The organism is Flagellimonas sp. (assembly GCF_965222555.1).
Taxonomy (GTDB): domain Bacteria; phylum Bacteroidota; class Bacteroidia; order Flavobacteriales; family Flavobacteriaceae; genus Flagellimonas.
Genome location: NZ_CBDCUG010000005.1, coordinates 428034 through 451747 on the forward strand (window position 1 = coordinate 428034; position 23714 = coordinate 451747).

The window sequence follows — 23714 nt, forward strand, 5'->3', positions numbered from 1 at the left end:
TAATATCTAATTTATAAACATTCTAAATAAAAGGAAGTCCAACTGTTTAAAACATAAAAAATTACATTTGTAAAACAACAATATTGAAAAGTTTTATTCAATTATGAAAACCCCTTTATTTATTGCATTCTTAATTGGCCTAGCACTTCCCATTTCCGCCCAAGAAGGCGATATAACCATAGAACAAGACCCACGAATTGAAGAACTGGTAGCACTCTATACCGAAGTGAATTCCAAAGCGGACTTTTATCAAATTCAAGTAGGGTTTGGAAGCTATCAAAAGGCCCAAAACCTAAAAACCCAGGTAGATATCGATTTTCCAGGATGGGATTCCAAAATTATATTTGAGTCGCCTACATATAGAGTTCGCTTGGGCAAGTTTAAAACCAAATTGGAAGCCGAACGAAAGCACTTGGAAGTGCGTAAGAAATATCCAGATGCGATGCTCCTTAAACCAGAAAGTAATTCTAGATAAAAAAAATCCCGCGTAAGCGGGATTTTTTAGTTTTTGACATCTTCTTTTTCTACAGTTTTTTCTTAACTGCAACTTCTTGGAAGGCTTCTACGATATCACCTTCTTTAATGTCATTGTAGTTTTTGATCTGAAGTCCACAATCATATCCTTTGGAAACTTCTTTGACATCATCTTTAAATCGCTTTAAAGAAGTTAGTTCCCCAGTGAAGATAACAACACCGTCACGTATCAACCTGATTCGTGAATTCCTGAATACCTTACCACTGGTCACCATACAACCTGCAATGGTTCCAATTTTGGAAATCTTAAAGGTCTCCCTGATTTCGGCATTACCAGTGATCTCCTCTTTCATTTCAGGTGACAACATACCCTCCATGGCATCTTTAAGGTCATTGATCGCATCATAAATGATAGAGTACATTCTGATATCAATTTCCTCCTTGTCCGCCACCATTCGAGCATTACCCATTGGTCGCACATTGAATCCAATGATGATGGCATCAGATGCACTGGCCAACAACACATCGGATTCTGTAATGGCTCCAACGCCTTTATGAATGATATTCACCTGGATTTCATCGGTTGACAGTTTTTGGAAGGAATCCGTCAATGCTTCCACAGAACCATCCACATCACCTTTAAGGATAATATTGAGCTCTTGGAAATCACCCAATGCAATCCTCCTACCAATTTCATCCAAGGTAATATGACGCTGTGTTCTTACAGATTGCTCACGTTGCAATTGCGAACGTTTGGTTGCAATTTGTTTTGCCTCCCGCTCATCATCCAATACATTGAATCGATCACCTGCTTGCGGGGCACCATCCAATCCTAAAATGGAAATTGGTGTTGCCGGCCCAGCTTTTTTGATGTTTTTTCCGCGTTCATCCTGCATGGCCTTTACCTTACCGCTGCAAGTTCCTGCCAACACATAATCTCCAATCTCCAAAGTACCTGTTTGCACCAAAATTGTGGAAACATACCCTCTACCTTTGTCCAAGAACGCTTCAACAACAGTTCCCGTGGCCAATCGGTCTGGGTTTGCTTTCAATTCCAACAATTCAGCCTCCAACAATACTTTTTCCAACAACTCATTGATGCCCTGACCTGTTTTAGCCGAAATATCATGGGACTGTATCTTACCTCCCCAATCTTCCACCAATAGGTTCATAGCAGCAAGTCCTTCCTTAATCTTATCGGGATTGGCCGTTGGTCTATCAATCTTATTTATAGCAAAAACGATTGGAACATTTGCAGCCTGCGCATGGCTGATCGCCTCTTTGGTCTGAGGCATGATATCATCATCCGCGGCCACTACAATAATGGCTATATCCGTTACCTGGGCACCTCTGGCTCGCATAGCAGTAAACGCCTCGTGACCCGGTGTATCCAGAAAAGTAATTTTTTGTCCATCTTCCAATGTAACCCCATAGGCGCCAATGTGCTGGGTAATACCACCACTTTCACCAGCAATTACATTTTCCTGTCTTATATAATCCAGCAATGATGTCTTACCGTGATCTACGTGACCCATTACCGTTACAATAGGTGCTCTCGGTTTTAAATCTTCCGGAGCATCCACCTCTTCTTCAATCGATTCTTCAATTTCAGCAGTTACAAACTCCACCTCATAACCGAATTCCTCTGCCACTATAGAAAGTGTTTCTGCATCCAGACGCTGATTCATGGTTACCATAATCCCCAACGACATACATGCCGAAATAATCTGGGTAGTGGAAACATTCATCATGGTAGCTACCTCGTTTACGGTAACAAACTCTGTTACCTTAAGGATTTTGCTTTCCAATTCTTGCTGTTCAAGATCTTTTTCTGTCTGTTGACGGTGTTGATCTCTTTTCTCCCTACGGTATTTGGCTCCTTTACCTTTATTGGATTTCCCTTGAAGCTTTTCAAGAGTTTCCCTTACCTGTTTTTGTACTTCTTCCTCAGTAGGCTCAACTTTTGGAACAGATGATCTCTGACCACCTCTTCTTCCAGCTCCATTGTTTCCTCCTCTGTTACCAGGGCGATTTCCTCCACCTTGCGAGTTATTTTTGCTGACAATACGTTTTCTACGCTTCCTTCTATCAGCACTACTATCTGAAGATTCAGCAGCCTTTTTAGGCTCTTCTTTCTTTTTCTTGGGCTTGTTGAACTGAGAAAGGTCTATCTTATCCCCAGTAATCTTTGGCCCACTAAGTTTTTTGTATTGTGTTTGAATTGCCTCCGGCTCTTTAGGCTCCTCAACTTCTTCTTTTTTTGCCTCTACAGGCTCTGGTTTGGCAGGTTCCTTAGTTTCGACCTTTGGTTGTGGCGCCTCTGGTTTTTCCTCAACCTTTGGTTTCTCCTCAACTTTGGGTTGTTCTACTTCTTTTGGCTCTTCAGCTTCAACTTTAGGAGCTTCCGGCTTTTTATCCAAGTCAATTTTACCGACCGTTTTTGGACCTGAAAGCTCGGCTTTGGCTTTAATTACCTGCTCAGAACTTCTGCGCTCCCTGGCAATCCTGCGTTCTTCTTGCTCCTGTTCAATTTGGATTCTGAGCGCCTCCTTCTCCTTACGTTTTTCTTCCCCTACTTCTTTGGAAGCTACTTTCTTGCTCTTATCCGTTTGGAACTCATCCAACAGCACTTGATACACCTCATCTGTTATTTTTGTCGTAGGTCTTGCCTCTACCTCATGCCCTACGGATGAAAGGTAGTCCACAGCCCTATCCAGTGAAATGTTCAATTCTCTGAGAACTTTATTAAGCCTTATTGTTGGGTTTCCTGCCATAAATTGTATTTCCTTGCCCTAAAATTCGCTGCTAATATATAGTTTAATCTTCAAACTCCTCTTTAAGGATTCGCACCACATCCTGAACGGTTTCCTCTTCCAAATCGGTTCTTTTGATCAGGTCGTTCACATCTTGCTCCAGAACGCTTCGGGCCGTATCCAGTCCAATTTTCTTGAACTCGTCAATTACCCATGCTTCTATCTCATCTGAAAATTCGGTCAGTTCCACATCTTCCTCAACTCCCTCTCTAAATACATCAATCTCATAACCAGTTAGTTGTCCTGCCAAACGAATATTATGACCTCCTCTACCTATTGCCTTTGAAACTTCCTCGGGCTTTAGATATACTTGGGCCGTTTTCTTTTCATCATTCAGCTTAACAGATGATACTCTTGCAGGACTTAGCGCCCTTGTTACCATCAATTGTGAATTGTTGGTCCAGTTGATCACATCAATATTTTCATTGCCTAATTCGCGAACAATTCCATGGATCCTAGATCCTTTCATTCCCACACAGGCACCCACCGGGTCAATTCTATCATCATAGGAATCCACTGCAACTTTAGCTTTTTCACCAGGAATCCTTACTGCTTTTTTGATGGTGATCAGTCCATCAAAAACCTCGGGGATTTCTTGGAAGAACAATTGCTCCAAGAAAATAGGTGATGTTCTTGACATGATAATTGCAGGCTTATTCCCCTTCAATTCCACGCTTTCAATAATCCCTCTAACGTTATCTCCCTTACGGAAGAAGTCGGATGGAATCTGCTTTTCCTTCGGAAGGATGATCTCATTCCCTTCGTCATCCAACAAAATAATGGCCTTATGACGAATATGATGCACTTCTGCCGTGTATATTTCACCTTCCAAGTCCTTAAACTGCTTGTAGATGGTGGTATTGTCATGCTCATGAATCTTGGAAATCAGGTTTTGGCGCAATGCCAAGATGGCCCTTCTACCCAAATCCATCAATTTTACTTCCTCTGATACATCCTCACCAACTTCAAAGTCAGGCTCAATTTTTCTGGCTTCTGTTAATGAGATTTCCTCATTAGGTTCTTCCACTTCGCCATCTTCGACCACGATTCGGTTTCTCCAAATCTCTAAATCCCCCTTATCTGGGTTGATAATGATGTCAAAATTCTCATCAGAACCAAATTTCTTCTTCAGCGCATTTCGGAATACATCTTCCAAAATTGCCATAAGGGTTACCCTATCTATAAACTTATCGTCCTTAAATTCCGAAAAGGATTCGATGAGCGCTAGGTTTTCCATTTTTGAACTACAATTAAAATTTTAATATAACTTTTGCTTCATGGATATCAGAAAATGCAATCTCTTGTTTTTTCTGAACCGTAACTTTTCCTTTACCTACAGGTTTAGGCTCTCGGGCCTTCCATTCCAAGGTAATGCTATCTTCGGTGGCTTGGGTCAGGTTTCCTTCCAATTCTACTTCACCTGTCCTAACCTTTATTTTTCTACCAATATTCTTTTTGTACTGACGGGGCAATTGCAATGGGGATGTAGCTCCTGCCGAGGTTACCTCTAAAGCAAAATCCTCTTCTTCACGATCCAAATTGTGCTCAATGGCCCTGCTTACATCCATACAATCCTGAAGATTGACACCATTATCACCATCCAAAACCACCCGGATTGTATTGTCACCTCCAACTGTAAAATCAATCAAAAACAAGGATGGATGCTCTTCCAAAGCCTTGTTCAACAATGATGTTACTTTATCCTTCAACATAAAACCAAGTAATAAAAGAGGGGACTAGAAGTCCCCTCATGAATACACTTATATCCGTTCAGTGGTGCAAATATACAATAATTATGGAGTTTGCAAAACTGAAAGGAGCGTTGAAAGTCGCTTTGCTTCAATGCATTTTTTTCCAATACTTCAATATGCTCAATCCATCTCATCCATCCACCATAATTGTTTCCAAATTTTTTCTTCCCCATCATTCCGTTGTGCAATTCCCGGAGTGCTCCTACCTTCCAATATATATTTGGTGAGCAGTTTTTTCAGTTCTTCCACTTTTTCGGTATTCGACACCTGTAGATTTTTGGATTCGGTAGGATCTTCCTTTAGATTATACAATTGCACTCTGGGTAACCCTTCCAAAGCTTCCTCATTATTAGGTGTTGGAAAACTCCACCCTCCGGAGTCTGGACACATTATCAATTTCCAATCTCCCTTTCGAATGGCAAAACTCCCGTTAATGGAATGGTGTACGGTAGCTTCCCTAAAATCCCCCTCAATCGGGTCTTGGTTTAAAAGCGGCAGTATATTATAACTATCCTCCGCCTCATCATCCTTTAGTTCATACCCAACAATGGCTGCACAGGTGGCAGCAAAATCGGTCGTACAAATGGTTTGAGGGTTAACAGAGCCCTTTTTTACCTTTTCTGGCCATTTTACAATATAAGGTACTCGGTGCCCCCCTTCAAAAATATCTGCCTTATGTCCTCTGTAAATATAACTTGGGTGATGGCCTTTTTCTGTCAATTCCTCAATTTTGGCAGCCGGAGAGCACCCATTGTCACTTGTAAAAACAATGATGGTGTTATCCTCTATCCCTGCATTTTTAACCGTCATATTTAGTTTCCCCATGTAATCATCAACCATCATCATAAAATCTCCATAAGGATTTAGGCCACTTTTGTCTTGCCATTCCTCAGTAGGCAAAATAGGGGTATGTGGAGATGGCAACGCCAGATAAAGAAAAAATGGAGCTTTTTTATCTGCTTGCTCTTTCACATAATCGATTCCTCTTCTAAAAAAGTTTGGAGTCACATCCTCGTGAATAAAATCCTTGGAAGTAGGTCCTTTTCTCCACCAAGAGTATTTACCTGTATTTACCGTAGTGGAATCCGGGATTTCTGTTGCCATTCCATTCTCTATGTATACATAAGGTGCCATGTCCAAAGACCCACTATGGCCATAGGCATATTCAAACCCAAGGTCATTGGGGGAGTTTTTCACCGGTTTTGTATAATCAATATTGGTAAAGGTGGTATCCTGCCATCCTGTTGTGGGTTCCAATTCCGGGTTTTTCAATGCCCAATCCCAGCCCAAATGCCACTTCCCAATAAAAGCCGTGTGGTAACCGCTCTTTTTTAGAATGGAAGCTACGGTTGTTCGTGTTTTTGGTATTAAAGCCTTGGAGGCCCCTATTAACACTCCTTCCTTCAGGGTACTTCGCCAATTATATCTCCCGGTCATAATTCCATACCGTGTAGGGGTACAAACTGCCGAGGAGGTGTGTGCATCGGTAAACGCCATTCCCTCTTGGGTCAATTGGTCTAAATGGGGGGTCTGTATTTTACTGTTTTCATTAAAAGCTGAAATATCTCCGTACCCCAAGTCATCGGCTAGTACAAATATGATATTGGGATGCTGTTTGGACAGCACCTTTTTATTGTTCTTTTCGGCACAACTTAAAACAAAGAATATTAGACAAATACTTAGAATGGTTTTTGGATGGTTCATAACGGTATTTTGGTTTGAAGGGGAAATGTACCCAAATAACCGTAAACAAAAAATCCCGATTTCGTAAAAAATCGGAATTATCATAAATATTCACAACTCGCTGAAATTATTGTTTTAATGCAATCCATTCTTAGAATAAGAAATAAAGCTCATTTTTCTATCGATTCGGATCATCAAGGAATTTCTCATTGGAATCCCAAGGGATTTTTGCATTTCAAAATCATTCTTATTGAAACCTATCCAAACCGCTTGCCAAAAATTATCAACAAAATCCCATGCATTCAAATGGTTGATTTACAAGCTACAACAACATTAAACCATTCCAATTGATGATTTCTAAAACCCAATATGATAAATATCATTAAAATTAATCGATAATATTAGTTATTTTTCCTACAGTATTGAATCTTAAAACCTCATTTTTTAAGTCGAATTTTATGTCAAAAGTACTTCTCCCTAGAACTCCTGCTTCCCCTACTGATTTTTTTAATACCTGCAAAATAGTGGATCAATAATACATTTAATTCATCCAACACACTAAACCAATAAGATTTGCATCAGTTTATAAATCGATTGAAAAACAGCCGTACTTTTTTTACAGTACTTACAGAATCTTGTAAAATCACCTACAATTATAGCTTCACATAATCTTGACCACATAGCATTGGAACTTCAGATATCTCAGCCTTTTTTAACCCTAGAAACATTCAAAATCAACAAAATGAAAAATTTATCATTATTTGGACTTGTTTGGGCTTTATTCTTTGTTTGCTCCTTTTTAAATGCCCAAGAAATCCACACCCAGGCCAATGCGGCAAGTATCAATAACGAAGCCAATGCAACGGACGGCTGGACCGGAAGTACTGTTAATACCGTTGTTACAGACCAAGTTTTTAGCGGTAGTTACGCAATTAAACTGGAAGCGGCAACCGATGGCTGGGCAAGAGCAGAATATACCTTTACCACGATTCCAGGAGAGAAATATAAAATAACCATTCATGCAAAAAGTGGAACCCCGGTAAGACAAGGTTTTTATCAGTGGGACGGGTTTACCGACTTTGTGGCCGTGGACAATATCGTCCAAGAATGGACCAAATATACTTGGACACTAACTGCAAGCAACACTAGTGCATTGATCAAAATTTTTACCGGTCATCCTTCCATAGCCGGAGATGCAATCTATATCGATAACATTTCCATAGTGAAGGAGGATCTTCAAGCTCCATCAGCACCATCTTTGTCAAGTATTTCCCAGTCCGATATTACCGTGGACCTCTCTTGGAGTGGTGCTACTGATAATGTGGGGGTCACGGGATACAAGATATTCAAGGACAACAACCTCGAGGCCACCCTGGGCAATGTCACCTCCTATCAGGTGACCGGTTTAACGGCAAGCACCAACTACAGTTTTATGGTGACTGCCCTGGATGCAGCAGGAAATGAGAGTTCTGCAAGTAATTCCATATCGGTCACCACCGATGCCAGTTCAGGAGGTGGAGGTGGATCCGGTAGCTCTATATGGTCAGAAGCCGGCTCAGTGGCCAGTTATATTGGAAATGTTGCTATTGGCACAAGTTCGGTACCCTCTGGTTACAAAATGGCTGTAGATGGAAAACTTATTACAGAAGAAATTAAAGTCCAACTCAGTGGTAACTGGCCCGATTATGTCTTTAAAAAAGGTTATGATCTTCCCACCTTGGAAGAGATCCAAAAACATATTGATGAAAAAGGGCATCTGCCCAATATCCCATCTGCCAATGAAGTAGAGGCCAACGGTATCGAACTAGGGGAAATGAACAAACTGCTCTTGGAAAAGATTGAACAATTGACGCTTTATATTCTTAAACAACAAAAAGAGATTGACCAACTAAAAAATCTGGTTAAAAACATTAAATAAAACAATAAATGAATATCCCGAACAAAACGTTTTTATTAATTCTTCTTTTAGCCAGCAATTCATACCTGTCATCACAAAATTTGGTCAATATGGATGATTGGATTTCCGGCACCACTGGATCAACAACCAACTATAGTTCCCAAGGTACAGCATCCCAGAATTCAAGAATCACAACGACAGGACCCTATGGCGACCAAGTCACCGTTTGGGAAGGAAGCGCGGATGGTGCATCGGGCATGAATGGTGGACTGGAACACTCTGGTGTTGTGGTTGATACCGATAAAACTTATAGGATCTCATTTTGGGTAAGGTCTAACGGGCTAAACAATTGTTCCAACACCATAGGTTTCGTCCCTTATCACATTGGCGGAGGACTTGTTCAACCTTTTGAAAACGAAAATGGAGGTAATGTAAGCTGGCCATATGTTTCATCCATGAATTATCCAAACGACAAATGGTTTTTGGTCGTGGGCTATATACGCCCACCATCTGCAAGCGATATGGGTGATTCGGGTGTTTATGACCCGTCTTTAGGCACTGCGCCTAATCTTCCATCCATTAGTTACGGGACAACTGATTTTATCTTTCCTTCATCCGTAAGCCAAATAAGGATACGTATAAGGGCATTCATGTGGGCATGTGCAACAGGAGAAAAAATGTATGTCTACGACCCTAGGCTTGAGGAGGTTCCAAATACTATGCCCTTAAATGATTTATTATATGGTACCGGTGGAGGAGACACTCAAAATCCCACTGCCCCAACTTTATCAATTACATCTCAATCGGATACCACCGTTGACCTCTCCTGGAGCGGAGCCACGGACAATGTAGGGGTGACCGGATATAAAATATTCAAGGACAATAGCCTGGAAACCACTTTGGGCAATGTCAACACCTATCAAGTAGCAGGGCTTACAGAAAGCACCTCCTATAATTTTACAGCAACTGCTTTGGATGCCGCAGGTAATGAAAGTTCGGCCAGCAACTCCATATCCGTCACCACCAATGCAAGTTCGGGCAGCGGAGGAGGCTCCTCCATTTGGACAGAAGCCAATTCCGTGGCCAGTTACAGTGGCGATGTGGGCATTGGCACAAACGCTGTCCCATCGGGCTATAAATTGGCCGTGGAGGGCAAGATACGCACCCGTGAGATCAGGGTGGACCAAGACACTTGGCCCGATTATGTTTTTAAAGAAGGTTATGACCTACCCTCTTTGGAAGAAATCCAGAAACACATTGAGGAAAAAGGGCATCTGCCCAATATACCATCCGCAAAAGAAGTGGAAACCAATGGCGTGGAGCTTGGGGAGATGAACAAACTGCTCTTGGAGAAGGTGGAGGAATTGACACTTTATGTAATTGAGCTAAAAAAGGAAAATGAAAAGCAGAACCAAATCATCAAAAACTATCATTTCAAAAAATAGAATTCCAGAAATGAAAAAAATCAAGATATTCAAATTGGTCGCCCTGTTATTTTTTCCAATTGCATTGTTGGGGCAAAACAATTTACTGGATACATCGGTATGGACGGTTGGCCCAGGTACCACAAGTGTGAATGGTTTCTCAAATTATGGACCGGATGCTGAAAATGAGCGTGCCTTGGGTACGGACCCCCATGGAGCCAGTAGTGTACTCTGGGTATCCAAACCGGATGGATCACCCACCAATACCGCAGATGGGGGATTTGAAAGTTCCACTATTAGTATCAATCCAACCAAAACTTATAGGTTTACGGTTTGGATTAAAAAAACAGGGTCCAACTCAGGGCATACTTATGTGGGACTTCGATCCTATTCATCTTCCGGTGCCAAAGCCACGCAAAGATTTGACGGCACCACGAATACCAATCCATATTTTTTGACGGGAGATCTCCCCGAATTGGACAAATGGTTCCTCATTGTTGGGTTCATCCATCCCAATTCATACTCTGGTTCCCATCTTGGAGGTCTTTACGACGGTGTGACAGGAAACTTGGTCGCAAGTCATCCTGTCACCGATTATAAATTCTTCCCCGACACAGCAACTTTTAGACACCGTTCTCTACTATATGGAGATGAAAATTCGACTAATCGTCAATATTGTTGGGACCCAACTATCTATGAAGTAAATGGGCAAGAGCCAACCATAATGGAGTTGCTAAATCCTTCAGGAGGAAGCGATACGCAAAACCCAACGGCACCCACACTTTCAAACACGGGCCAGACCGATACCACGGTAGACCTTTCCTGGAGCGGAGCCACGGACAATGTTGGCGTGACTGGATATAAAATATTCAAGGACAATAGCCTGGAAACCACTTTGGGCAATGTCACCTCCTACCAGGTGACCGGTTTAGCGGCAAGCACCACATATAGTTTTACCATAACCTCATTGGATGCGGTCGGAAACGAAAGTTCGGCCAGTAACTCCATATCCGTCACCACCAATGCAAGTTCGGGCGGCGGAGGAGGCTCCTCCATTTGGTTAGAAGCCAATTCCGTGGCCAGTTACAGTGGCGATGTGGGTATTGGCACAAACGCTGTCCCATCCGGCTATAAATTGGCCGTGGAGGGCAAGATACGCACCCGTGAGATCAGGGTGGACCAAGACACTTGGCCCGATTATGTTTTTAAAGAAGGTTATGACCTACCCTCTTTGGAAGAAATCCAAAAACACATCGCAGAAAAAGGACATTTGCCCAATATACCATCCGCCAAGGAAGTCAAGGCCAATGGTGCAGATTTGGGTGAGATGGACAAACTCCTTTTGGAGAAGGTAGAAGAAATGATGCTTTATATCATTGAGTTAAAAAAGGAAAACAAGGCACAACAAATAGAAATAGAAAATCTGAAAAACCAAATCCAATAAAAAAACAAGAAATGAATAGACGAATTAACATTTTATGCCTAATTATTTTGGGATCTATCAGCTTAAATGGACAAACTACCGACCATTCAAATTTCCTGAACGGGTTGGTATCTGCTTATTCAATGGAAAGTTCTACCATTTTGACCGATGAACTGGGGACAAACAATGGAACGGTAAATGGTGCCTCTTTGGTAACAGGAAACTTAGGAAATGCCCTTAATTTTACAGGCTCTCAGGCCACCATGGGCGTGGTGCCAACTTCCTCCAGCCTAGATTTGAATGGAGCCGAAATGACACTCATGGTAGATATTTATCCCACCGCCAATGGACAATCTGGGTATAGTGTAATCTTTCAGAAGGGCGTAGGAGCTACTGGCGACAATATTTATTCAATATCCTATAAGAGTAACAATACTGTACGGTTCAGAAACTATGTGAATGGCGTCCGAAGGGATTTTATTAGTACAACTGTTGCCCCCTTAAATACTTGGTCCCGAATTATCTGTGTCTGGAAATCAGGCGAGGCCAAGATTATTCGGATAAATTCAGCTACAGATGTAGATGCCTCGATATATTCGGGGACCCAGGACGTAAGCGCTGATCGGGATCTGACAATAGGCTCCTATGACTTGGCCGGGCCTGCCGCTGCTCGTAGTTTTTTGGGCAATATTGATAATGCCATGATCTGGAATCGAGCCTTGACCACCGCAGAGCAGAACACCCTAATCAATGAAAATCTTGGATTTTCCGATTTTAATGCTGGTAGTTCAGATACCCAAAATCCAACGGCACCAACCCTGTCCAGTACCGGACAGACGGATACGACAGTTAATCTTTCTTGGAGCGGGGCCACGGATAATGTAGGGGTGACCGGATATAAAATATTCAAGGATAATAATCTCGAGGCCACTTTGGGCAATGTAAACACCTATCAAGTGGCAGGGCTTACAGAAAGCACCTCCTATAATTTTACAGCAACTGCTTTGGATGCCGCAGGAAATGAGAGTTCTACCAGTAATTCCATATCCGTAAGCACCAATGCAGGCTCAGGAGGTGGAGGGAGCAATGGAAGCTCTGTGTGGTCCGAGACCAATTCGGTAGCAAGTTACAGTGGTGATGTAGGCATTGGCACGAACGCTGTCCCATCGGGCTATAAATTGGCCGTGGAGGGCAAGATACGCACCCGTGAGATCAGGGTGGACCAAGACACTTGGCCCGATTATGTTTTTAAAGAAGGTTATGACCTACCCTCTTTGGAAGAAATCCAAAAACACATTGAGGAAAAAGGGCATCTGCCCAATATACCATCCGCAAAAGAAGTGGAAGCCAATGGCGTGGAGCTTGGGGAGATGAACAAACTGCTCTTGGAGAAGGTGGAGGAATTGACATTGTATATTCTAGAACTCACCAATGAAAACAAGGAAATAAAGAAACGATTAGCATTAGTTGAAAAAAATAACAAACAATGAGAATACAACTTTTATTTATGATTGTGTTGGGGAATGTTGTTAGCATTTTCTCACAACAGTTTGACCAAAACTTAACGAATATTGTTCCTCCGTCGCCCACTGCATCATCTCTAGGCAAATATGGCGAGATACCGGTAAGCTATAATATTGGATCTCCATCTATCAGCATTCCAATTTATGAAATCTCCAGTGAAGGCATATCTGTTCCCGTATCACTAAGTTACCATGCATCAGGGATACGCGTTGAAGACAATGCCTCGTGGGTAGGCTTAGGATGGTCCTTAAGTGCAGGTGGTGTTATTACTAGATCAGTACGTGGAAGCGCGGATGACGCACAAAATGGATTATTAAATAATAATTTGCCAACCAATGCACAAATTCTAGATCCTAACCAGGCTCAAAATATTAATCAGTTTTTCGGCCCACAAGCATCTCCAGATGGTACGGGTGTTCAAGATAGGGAACCAGATCTTTTTTATTACAATTTCATGGGAGCCTCTGGAAAGTTATATTTTGATGAAAATAATGTGGTCATTCCAAAACCTTATGCTAGCATAAAAGTGGAACCAATCTTTTCAGGAGGTGAAATAGACACTTGGACGATAACAGATCAAAATGGTATTAAGTACTATTTTGGCGAGAACAACAATACTATTTCTGGGTTGGGGAAGGAAATTACCTCAACTGGCTCACAACCAAGCCATACCTCTGCTTGGTACTTGGTAAGAGTATTCAACCCAAAAACAAACGGTAATATTTATTTTGAATACGATGATCTTACCTCCAAGGTCGAAAAACCCAAAAACCAATCATTGGAATGGTATTTTCATCAACCCATTTTCGGCCTTGCTGAATTCCAAGGATTAAATACCCTTCCTCCCAATCCAGATTTCCAGTCACCTTCCTCGACAAAAACCACGGTCTATGGAAACAGAGTTTTAAGACGGATACTTTTTTCCAACGGCAAGGTTGAATTTACGACGACGGCAAATAGGACGGATATTGAAGATGAAGTTGAGTTGGATAAAATAGAAATATTCAATAGCACCAACTTGCTCAAAAGCTTTCAATTTAATTATGATTTTATTGGAAAACTATACCTAAATGGTGTTGATGAGTATGATAAGGCAACCCAAGAATATAAACCATATACATTTCAATATGAATCGAAAATACCAACAGGAGCTGTCTATGATCAAGATTTCTGGGGTTTCTATAATGCTTCCGGGAACAATAATCTGATACCCGCCATCTATTCTGTAAACAATCCCTACGGCCAATATCAAGCCAATAGATTACCTAATGAGTCAGCAATGAAAAGAGGGGTTTTGAAGCAAATAACCTACCCCACCAAAGGTAGCACCGAATTTGTTTATGAAGCACATAGAGCTTTTACACCACAAGTAGGTGATATGTACGGACCATTTCTTTTAAATAATGGGAACAATGTAAACCTATCCTCTGTTCAAGGAGAATACAAAGAAGCCTTGTTTTCCATTGAAACTGAACAGAATATACTTTTCGAGATTGATTTCACATACTTTAGAGAAGAATATAATATCAACAGACCCGCCGCCTACTTACATAAGCTTGAGAGTGGTCAGTGGAATGAAGTAAGGCCACGATGGGCACCAAACTATCCTGCAGTGGCGGACGAAAGCTTTGACACGTCCATTCTACTATCCCCAGGGGAGTATAGATTTAGCCTCACGGATATGCCATGTTCAGCACCTCCCTGCAATGTTGCCCAACCGGATGAGTTGGAGAAGATATTTGTCACATACGCCAAGTTTTCATACTTAGGTGGAACAACCGCAGATTTGAGCAATACCGAGATTATGGCTGGTGGGCTTAGAATTAACAAAATAATCAACAAGGATTCCAATGGAGCTTTAATCGACCAAAAGAAGTATACTTATCAGGACGGCAAATTGATAACTTTTCCCGTTCACTATTCAACCTATGATCAACTAATTGTAGATTCAGGTGCTTTCAATGTTCCAATGGGTTGTTGGGAAGGCTCAACCATGGGGTCTCCATACAAGGTTCATAATATCAGCTCCAACAGCTTAGCGGTATTGGGATCTGCCCAAGGTAGCCATGTGGTATATTCCAAAGTGATAGAAGAACTGGTCGATGGTAATGATGAGAGCAATGGTCTCTCAGAATATCATTATTATTTTCCAGATATAAACCCCATTGACAATACTACTTCTGAGCCTCCGTTTGCGCCTCAGGATGATATAAGTGATATCACCAACAAACTTGATTTGCATATCATTCGCAACAAAAATGGAAATATTGTCAAAGCAGTGGATTATTCCTATTCTTTCGACAACCAAGAAATCCCAAGATACCCGGTAAATGGATTGGCAATACACAACAAAAGGAAAATGCCGCTAATACCACCTGAAAGTTGTACTGTGCTTGCACAAGAAGCCCAATCCTTTCTATACGACTATGCATTCTATGATGTTGAAACATATTGGGTCAAACTAGATTCGGTGAAGACAATTGATTATGATGATAATGGCCAAAACCCCATATCTTCAACTACTCAATATTACTATGAAAATGTTGACCATCTGCAACCGACCCGCATAGAGACTATCAATAGCAAAGGAGAGACCAGTGTAACAAAGACCTATTACCCTCAGGATGTCACTGCGGTTTCTTCCTTGGGCTCCCCCAACCTATCTCCAGATGAATTCGATGCCATTGAACTTCTAAAAGAACCCACAGGCGCAGCCCCATCAAGGGAACATCGTATTGCAGAACCCATCCAGACCGAGACCACCATTAATGGAAATACCACTGTACAGCGAACCAATTATAAAACATTCCCTGTTGGGCTAACACTATCTAAATCTGTAGCAACTTCCAAAGGTGGACTTGCCATGGAGGAGCGCCTTAATTACCATAGGTATGATGCCCATGGCAATCCATTGGAAGCTTCAAGGGCAAATGGCACCATCATTTCCTATATATGGGGTCATAATGGACAGTATCCCATTGCCAAGATAGAGAATGCTTCATACGCAGATATAGCAGCCGAGTTGGGCATTACAGAAACTATACTGGAGGGTTATGATCACAGCAACCTTGCACAGATCAATGGACTTCGAACAAACCCTAACCTTACACAGGCCATGATCACCACCTACACCTATGATCTTTTGGTAGGCGTGACCAGCACCACCGATCCTAGGGGATATACCACGACCTACATCTATGACAGCTTTAATAGGCTCAAGGAAATAAGAGACGGGGACAGCAATCTTGTGAGTGATTACTTGTACAACTATAAAAACTAAATCTTGCCATGAAAACTCAGAATAAAATAATATGCAGTCTTGCCCTATTGTGTTTCCTTGTTTTTACTTCAAAGGCGGAAGCACAATGTACGGTCACCTCAATTTCTCCAGATCCAGTTTCATTTCCGCTCTCTGGGGGTTCACAAAATGTAACCATTAATTTTTCGGGCTCACCTTGTAATGGTTCTTTCAGTTTTACAAAACCAAGCTGGGTGAGCAGTATTACGCAAACTGGTCCCACTACCCTTTCCATTACCTGTCAATCTACAAGTAGCGGCAGAACAGCCATTATAGACTATTCCTATGATGGAGGGATTACACAAGGTTTTGTAATAAACCAAGGAAGCCCAGCCACATGGTACAGGGATCAAGATGGGGACACCTATGGGAATCCTAATGTTACCACCACTGGTTATTCCCAACCTTCGGGTTATGTTTCCAATAATTCGGATTGTAACGACAACAATGCAAACGTTAAGCCTGGAGGAACGGAGGTCTGTGACAACCTGGACAATGATTGCGATGGTCAAGTCGATGAAAATTTGGTTCCCAGCAAAGCCAGTGGAACAGGTGATACCAGATGTGGCCCTGGGATTGTAAATCTTAATGCTTCTCCTGGAGCTGGTGGCAATGGGGTTAGATGGTACGATGTCCCTGCTATTGGGGGAACTCCTGCAAGTACAAATAGTTCATTTTCACCAAACGTGACTTCCACCAAATCCTATTGGGTATCTACTATCAATACTATAACGGGCTGTGAAACCGATGATCTATTGGAAATTGTGGCAGAAGTAAAATCGGTTCCGGCCACACCAACTCTGAGTGCAGTGCAGCAACCTACCTGTAGTAATGCCAACGGCACGTTTAGCATTACCAATTTCAATGCCTCCTACACCTATTCCGTGACCCCTTCCTCTGGGGTGAGTCTAAATACGTCCAATGGAACAATCACCGCGCCCACCGGAAACTATTCAGTTAAAGCAACCTTATCCAACGGTTGTTCTTCTGGAAACTCAGTTACAAGAGTGGTCGACCAACAACCTATAAGTCCACCATTTCCACAAGTATCGGTGAACCACCCAACATGTACTTTGACAACAGGCAGCATTACGGTAACCAATAATGGAGTGGACAACAGCGGGCATATGTTCAGTTTTGATAATGGGACAACATTTCAATCCAGCATCACCAAATCCAGCTTATCACCAGGAAATTATAATGTGGTCATCCGTTATATTGACTCTGGTTGTGATTCGGCACCATTGACAGTAACCATCAATCAACCCCCATCCGCAACATCGGGTCCGTCTGTGACCCATACAGACCCCACTTGTATTTCCGCAACAGGGAGTATTACGGTAACCAATCCTATTGGTCTGGGCTATGAATACAGTAAAGATGGAACTAATTTCCAGCTTGATACAAATTTCACAGGATTAACTCCAGGACGCTATGATATTGTTTTTAGGGATGGGTCCGGTTGTATCTCCCAATCCACGGAGGTCATTATTGATCCACAGCCAACCACCCTTCCTCAACCAGAGCTGAGTGCCGTATCCCAGCCCACTTGTGCTGAGGCCAACGGAAGTTTCGTGATTACCAATTACAACGGATTATATTCTTATCAAGCAAGTCCATCTACAGGAGTGGTTATAGACGGAGACACTGTCACCGCTCCCCCTGGCAACACCTACAGCATTACCGCAAGTTATGGTAGCTGCTCTTCAGTTGCTTCGGATAGCAGGGTCGTAAATGTTCAACCCTTAACCCCCTCTGTTCCTCTATTGGGAAGTGTGGTTCAACCCACATGCTCAGTAAGCAGCGGCAGTTTTGTAATTACAAATTATGATGCGTCATACACCTATCAGGCAAGCCCATCTACCGGTGTAGTTATAAACGGGGACACTGTTACCGTTCCGTCCGGTAATACTTATACCGTGTCGGCCACTTTGGGAGCATGTACCTCCAATACATCCAACAATTTGGTTATCAACAACCCTCCTACCGCCACGACCTGGTATTCCGATTTGAATGATGGTGATGGCCTTGGTGATCCAGCAGTGTCCTTAGTGCAATGCGATCAACCGGCCGGTTATGTTCAGAACTCATCGGACAATTGTCCTAGCCTCTATGATCCAGGGAACAGTTGTGTTGCGGAAAGCAGTGACCCAGAGACGCATAATTATATCTACAGTCGAACCTATCAAAATGAAAAAGGCAGCGTACCGGCTTCCAAGTTTGCCAATGACAATGATTATGTTCAGCAAATCACTTTTTTTGATGGTCTTGGAAGGCCCAAACAACAAAATGCCATACGACAGGCACCAGATGGGAAGGATATTGTGACCCATATCGCTTATGATGATTATGGCCGCCAGGACACCGAATGGCTCCCTTTGTACGAGCCATTGGAAGCCACCGGGAATTATAGAACAGGAGATTTGGAAAGCGATATCCGTTCCTATTATAAAAATCACGTGGATTACGGGTTGGATTTTCCAACGGCTACCGGTACCGATATTAATGCAAATTCCAAAAAGAAACTGGAGGCCTCTCCGCTAAGTCGGGTTCTAAAACAGGCAGCCCCAGGTGAGGATTGGAAGTTGGTGGAAGGCGCGGACGACCATAGCATAGAGTTTGCCTATCTAACAAACACGCACGACGACCAAAACCCAACAGATCCAACCATGGACAATGTACGGTTGTTCAGGGTAACATTTGCCAACAACAATCCTGATGAACCAGTCCTTGCGGAAAATGGATACTATCTACAGGGTGAGTTGTACAAAAACATCACCAAAGATGAAAACCATGATGGCACCACTACCAAACTCCACACCACGGAGGAGTTTACCGACAAACAAGGCCGTGTGGTACTCAAACGCACCTATGCCCTGATGAACAACGCAGAGGAGGCGCACGACACCCATTATGTGTATGACGATTATGGCAACCTTACCTATGTGCTACCTCCAAAAATGGATGCTAGCAGTGAGACCCTTGCCAATATCAATACCAATATGAACGAGCTCGGCTACCAATATGTCTACGACCACCGTAACCGTTTGGTGGAAAAAAGGATTCCCGGCAAGGGATGGGAACATATCATCTACAACAAACTGGACCAGCCCATTATGACCCAAGACAGTGTTCAGCGCACTACGGGCGAATGGCTCTTTACCCAATACGATGCCTTTGGCAGGGTTGCCTACACCGGAAAAGCCACTATTAGTGGGGACCGCCCAACCATACAGGGCACGGTAACAGGGTTGCCAAGCAACCATGTATTATGGACAGCACGTACAGCTGATGAAAACAGCACCAATACCATTGGCGGCAGAGCTGTACATTATAATACCAATGGTTATCCAGAGGTAGCCGATATCACCGAGGTGCTTACCGTAAACTATTACGACAATTATGCTTTTGATCGGGCCAACGAACCTACCCCGCCAGCCTTGGTTTTTGATACCGCTTTGGACAGCAGAACCAAAGGTCTGCCCACTGGGAGTTTGGTAAAGGTACTCACCACCAATGATTGGATCACCACCGTGAGTCGTTATGACGATAAGGGTCGATCCATTTATACCTACAGTGAAAATGAGTATCTTGAAACCGTGGATGTTGTAGAGACCGATCTAGATTTTGTGGGCAAGCCCCTAAAAGTAAAAAGTTCGCACACTCGAAATAGCACCACTATTGTAACCCTGGACAATTTTGAGTACGACCATGTGGGCCGTTTGCTCAAACAGACCCAATGTATTGGTGACGAGACCATGGGCGATACTTGCGAAGCTGCTACAAATACCAGTTTGGTACTGGAAAACACCACTGTGGATACAGACCGATCTGCACAGGACAATATTGTTATAAAACCTGTGACCACCATCAGTGGAAACGTTACCCTTGCCGTAACGGGCAATGGCGGCCAAGAGGAGTTGATCGTATACAACGATTATGACGAGCTGGGCCAACTAGAGACCAAAAAGGTGGGCGGTACGCCTAACTCCAGCTATGTCACTACAGCAGGGTTGCAGACAGTAAACTACGCCTATAATGTAAGGGGATGGCTCAAGACCATTAACCAGGACGCTGAAAATGACAACGACCTGTTCAACTTTGGTATCAATTACAATACCGTGGCACATAACGGTACTGCCCTTTTTAATGGAAACATTGCCGAAACCGAGTGGGAGACCGCTAACGACAATGTACAACGTTGGTATCGCTACGAATACGATGCCCTTAACCGTATAACCATAGGCATAAGCAATGACGGTAAGTTTAATCTTGGGAGTACCAACAGCCCCATTACATACGACAAAAACGGGAACATAGGCAAACTGTTGCGTATGGGCCACGTAGTGGCCATCCCAGATATTGACACGGCCAGCGACTATGGCACCATGGACGACCTTACCTATGCCTATACGGGCAATAAATTGACGAGGGTAACCGATGCCGCTACTGTAGACCAATTTGGGTTTAAGGATGGCACCAACACGGGCGATGACTATGCCTATGATGCCAACGGAAACATGACCATGGACCTCAACAAGGGCATACAGGCAGACGGCATTATCTATAACCATCTGAATTTACCTACGAGCGTAACTATAAATTCTGGTACAATTAGCTATATTTACGATGCCACGGGAACCAAATTAAGGAAGACCGCGGGAGGTTCTGTGACAGATTATGCTGGCAACCATATATATTCTGGCACCTTGGGGAACATGCAACTGCAGTTCTTTAACCACCCAGAGGGTTATGTTACCCCTAGCGGTACCAGTGCTTACGACTATGTATACCAGTATAAGGACCACTTGGGCAACATAAGGTTAAGTTATTCTGACGGCAATGGAGACGGGGACATTGATGTGACCAACGACCCCAACACTACCGAAATTGTGGAGGAAAACAACTACTACCCCTTTGGACTCAAGCACAAAGGGTATAACAGTGGCACCTCTGCCCTTGGGAACAGTGTGGCCAATCGGTGGAAATTTGCTAATGAAGAGTTTGAGGACGACTTAGATAAAAACACTGTGGCTTATCAATGGAGGGATTATGATCCGGCGATTGGAAGATTCAATAAACTAGATAGGTTCGCTGAGAAGTATGTGCACTTAACGCCATATCAATTTGCGGCTAATAACCCAAATTTTTTCAGAGAGATTAACGGAGATAGTTTGCAAGGAACATCTAGACGATCAGCTAGGAGGGCAAAAAGAATAATAAGAAAAACTTTTAGAAACAATAAAAGGTTGGCAAGGCTTTTCAAGACAAAAGGGAAAAACTTTAAACGAGTCAATGAGCGCGATTACCATCAAGCAACAAAAAATTCAAGTGATGATGAAAAAGCATTAGCTAGGGGATATGTTAAAGCAATTAACTCAAAATCAGAAATTCATCAAGTTGAAGTAGTAAAAATGTCGGAAAAACTATCAGCAACTTCTGCCAATGAAATTAATGATGACGATGGCGATGGCACTATAACGGGTGCTGACCTTGCTAAAACTGCAGGAGGGTTTAATATTCCAACTAAAAATGGCACACATACTGCTATTGTCATTAATGCCAAAATATCAATAACCGACCTGAGGGATAATAGCACCGGAGGTTATGCAACTGGAATGGTTTTTGATATACGTGCTATTTTGGCTCATGAGTTAGTAGGACATGGTCTTTCTTGGTATATGGATCCATATGGAGATAATGGTGTCAATGCAATTCAAGTTGGAAATATGTATCGAAGACATATTTCTGGAGGAAGCTCACAATTTTATAGGGATGGAACGGCACATGACCTGACCTATGAGATACCAGGCACTTTATCATGGCAAATCCCAGATTATTTGAAGCCACTTATAATTAACTGATTTATGAAAGTAACAACATTTTTGATTATCTTATGCTTTATCCAAGTATCATTTTCTCAAAATAGATATGAGAAGGATAGTATTCAAGCTTATGGCGTAATCATGGATAAAATAGAGCATCTTAATAAAGAAGATGTTTCTAAACCAATTTTAATTTATGATTCTTCGGGCAAATTATTATTAATATGGAAAAAACATAAAAAGTATCATGCAATAGGTGCGTATTATAGGGGTGAGGAGATAGGCGAGTTTAAATCTTTTCGGCTTACAAAAACAAACAAACGTGATATTGATCAAATAATGACAAGACCTTCAATACTAAATGAGGTATCAAACTCGGATTGTTATAGAAAAGCTTATTCGGTCACAAAAATTTCTGTAGATATTTATAATTCAGGATTTAACGGCAGTTTGTTTTCCAATTGCCCTCAGAAAGAAAGTTTAAGACCTGTGAAATCACTTTACAACAATTTATTTAGAGATAGATTATCTTGGTAATCTAATAACCTAGTTACCTTACGTAGTTTACGTGAAAACAATTGAAATCCAGCGGTCATTTTTTGACTGCTGGATTTTTTCTTTACAACCGTTCACCCCGATTTCCATGATAAAGCCAAATAAATAATGTATAAATATTAGGCAGTAACTTTTATATAAGGTTGCTGCCTTTTTATTACTGCACAGACCCTCACAATAAGCTTGTTTCTAATATTGTTTATGACCAACATTTTAGATTTCCCTTCTTCTACTTTCCTTTTATAATAAGCCTTGATTTCAGGGTCGTGGGTCAAAGCAGCCATGGCGCATAGGTGCAGTTGCTTTTTTAATGTTTTATTGGCCATGTGGTGCACTCTGGCCCTTTTTCTGGTACTTGTTCCAGAAATATGTTCAAAAGGAACGACACCACAGTAGCAAGCAAGTTGTTTATGGCTTTGATATCTTGTGAAAAGGTTTGTGTAAATGCTCAGGTACAAGGCAGTGAACAGGCCAACACCTGTGACCGAAGTTGCCAAGCTTATGGTTTTGTTCAATTTATCCCCCGCTGCCGCTGGATTGTATCTAGTGGTTCGGTTACCGCTAGTTTCCAACTAGTGGTAAGAGAAAACAAAAGATGATTTTTAAGCCAGTTCTTTTTGAGCTGGCTTTTTGGTTTCCAAACGTTGTATTTCGGTATAGATATGCCTAACATGCACTTGCAAATTTTTATCCGGGGCATCAATGGTAAACTGTAATGTCAACTTTTCCGCATCCATTTGCAATGTGCCTTCGGCCAAAGGCCTTGGCAGTTGTAGCGTTTCACCTTTAAAATAGTTCTCTGTGGTGGGTTTTTCAAACCAAAAAGAAAAACGGAACACCAGATTGTCCACCACATCCATCTTGGCCAACGCGTTGTTTACTACTTTTTGCAGAACAATCTTACAGTTGGGTCGTTGTATTTGCTGCAAAAATTGTCCATTGTGATAGGTATCAATTTTCAATTGGGCAAAGGTAATTTCCAAAGCCTTTGCCGGGCTGCGCTCAAAAAAAGTGTTGATCTCCCCTAAAATATTGGACATGGTATTG

Annotated in this window: 14 protein-coding genes and 1 pseudogene; 8 read left to right on the forward strand and 7 right to left on the reverse strand. The window is 42.2% G+C overall.

The window, feature by feature from the left end:
- The first annotated feature begins 103 nt into the window (after positions 1 to 103).
- On the forward strand, positions 104 to 475 hold the full coding sequence (locus ACOQO1_RS10440; protein WP_420602820.1) for an SPOR domain-containing protein: 372 nt from the start codon (positions 104 to 106) through the stop codon (positions 473 to 475).
- A 49-nt stretch (positions 476 to 524) separates the two neighbouring features.
- Here the strand turns inward: ACOQO1_RS10440 and infB are convergent, their stop codons facing one another.
- From infB to ACOQO1_RS10460, 4 genes are all read right to left on the reverse strand, one after another.
- The gene (gene infB / locus ACOQO1_RS10445) at positions 525 to 3248 is read right to left on the reverse strand and encodes a translation initiation factor IF-2 (RefSeq protein ID WP_420602821.1); all 2724 of its coding nucleotides are present in this window, start codon (positions 3246 to 3248) and stop codon (positions 525 to 527) included.
- Between the two features lie 43 nt (positions 3249 to 3291).
- Positions 3292 to 4524, reverse strand: coding sequence for a transcription termination factor NusA (gene nusA, locus ACOQO1_RS10450; RefSeq protein ID WP_420602822.1), 1233 nt, complete (start codon positions 4522 to 4524; stop codon positions 3292 to 3294).
- A 13-nt stretch (positions 4525 to 4537) separates the two neighbouring features.
- Positions 4538 to 4999: a ribosome assembly cofactor RimP gene (gene rimP, locus ACOQO1_RS10455; protein ID WP_420602823.1), complete on the reverse strand. Its 462-nt coding sequence runs from the start codon at positions 4997 to 4999 to the stop codon at positions 4538 to 4540.
- A gap of 159 nt (positions 5000 to 5158) precedes the next feature.
- Positions 5159 to 6742, reverse strand: a complete 1584-nt coding sequence (locus ACOQO1_RS10460; protein ID WP_420602824.1) for a sulfatase family protein — start codon at positions 6740 to 6742, stop codon at positions 5159 to 5161.
- A gap of 721 nt (positions 6743 to 7463) precedes the next feature.
- Here ACOQO1_RS10460 and ACOQO1_RS10465 point away from each other — a divergent pair.
- From ACOQO1_RS10465 to ACOQO1_RS10490, 6 genes and pseudogenes are all read left to right on the forward strand, one after another.
- Positions 7464 to 8639: a fibronectin type III domain-containing protein gene (locus tag ACOQO1_RS10465; RefSeq protein WP_420602825.1), complete on the forward strand. Its 1176-nt coding sequence runs from the start codon at positions 7464 to 7466 to the stop codon at positions 8637 to 8639.
- Positions 8640 to 8728: 89 nt separating this feature from the next.
- On the forward strand, positions 8729 to 10063 hold the full coding sequence (locus tag ACOQO1_RS10470; protein ID WP_420602826.1) for a fibronectin type III domain-containing protein: 1335 nt from the start codon (positions 8729 to 8731) through the stop codon (positions 10061 to 10063).
- A gap of 10 nt (positions 10064 to 10073) precedes the next feature.
- Positions 10074 to 11486: a fibronectin type III domain-containing protein gene (locus tag ACOQO1_RS10475; RefSeq protein ID WP_420602827.1), complete on the forward strand. Its 1413-nt coding sequence runs from the start codon at positions 10074 to 10076 to the stop codon at positions 11484 to 11486.
- Between the two features lie 11 nt (positions 11487 to 11497).
- Positions 11498 to 12955 (forward strand): LamG-like jellyroll fold domain-containing protein, encoded by a 1458-nt coding sequence (locus ACOQO1_RS10480; RefSeq protein ID WP_420602828.1) that lies wholly within the window; start codon positions 11498 to 11500, stop codon positions 12953 to 12955.
- Positions 12952 to 16269 (forward strand): hypothetical protein, encoded by a 3318-nt coding sequence (locus ACOQO1_RS10485; protein ID WP_420602829.1) that lies wholly within the window; start codon positions 12952 to 12954, stop codon positions 16267 to 16269. Before ACOQO1_RS10480 ends, ACOQO1_RS10485 begins: the two co-directional genes overlap by 4 nt.
- 8 nt (positions 16270 to 16277) lie before the next feature.
- A pseudogene (locus ACOQO1_RS10490) lies at positions 16278 to 21443 on the forward strand (DUF6443 domain-containing protein); the annotation flags it as partial.
- A gap of 273 nt (positions 21444 to 21716) precedes the next feature.
- Here ACOQO1_RS10490 and ACOQO1_RS10495 read toward each other — a convergent pair.
- Entirely contained in the window at positions 21717 to 21830 is a 114-nt protein-coding gene (locus tag ACOQO1_RS10495) for a hypothetical protein (RefSeq protein ID WP_420604327.1), read from the reverse strand.
- A 324-nt stretch (positions 21831 to 22154) separates the two neighbouring features.
- On the opposite strand from ACOQO1_RS10495, the gene ACOQO1_RS10500 reads away from it, so the two are divergent.
- On the forward strand, positions 22155 to 22649 hold the full coding sequence (locus ACOQO1_RS10500) for a hypothetical protein (protein WP_420602830.1): 495 nt from the start codon (positions 22155 to 22157) through the stop codon (positions 22647 to 22649).
- 137 nt (positions 22650 to 22786) lie between these two features.
- On the opposite strand, the gene ACOQO1_RS10505 is transcribed toward ACOQO1_RS10500, so the two are convergent.
- Positions 22787 to 23239, reverse strand: a complete 453-nt coding sequence (locus tag ACOQO1_RS10505; RefSeq protein WP_420602831.1) for a transposase — start codon at positions 23237 to 23239, stop codon at positions 22787 to 22789.
- 30 nt (positions 23240 to 23269) lie between these two features.
- Positions 23270 to 23707, reverse strand: coding sequence for a hypothetical protein (locus ACOQO1_RS10510; RefSeq protein ID WP_420602832.1), 438 nt, complete (start codon positions 23705 to 23707; stop codon positions 23270 to 23272).
- Between the last annotated feature and the right edge of the window lie 7 nt (positions 23708 to 23714).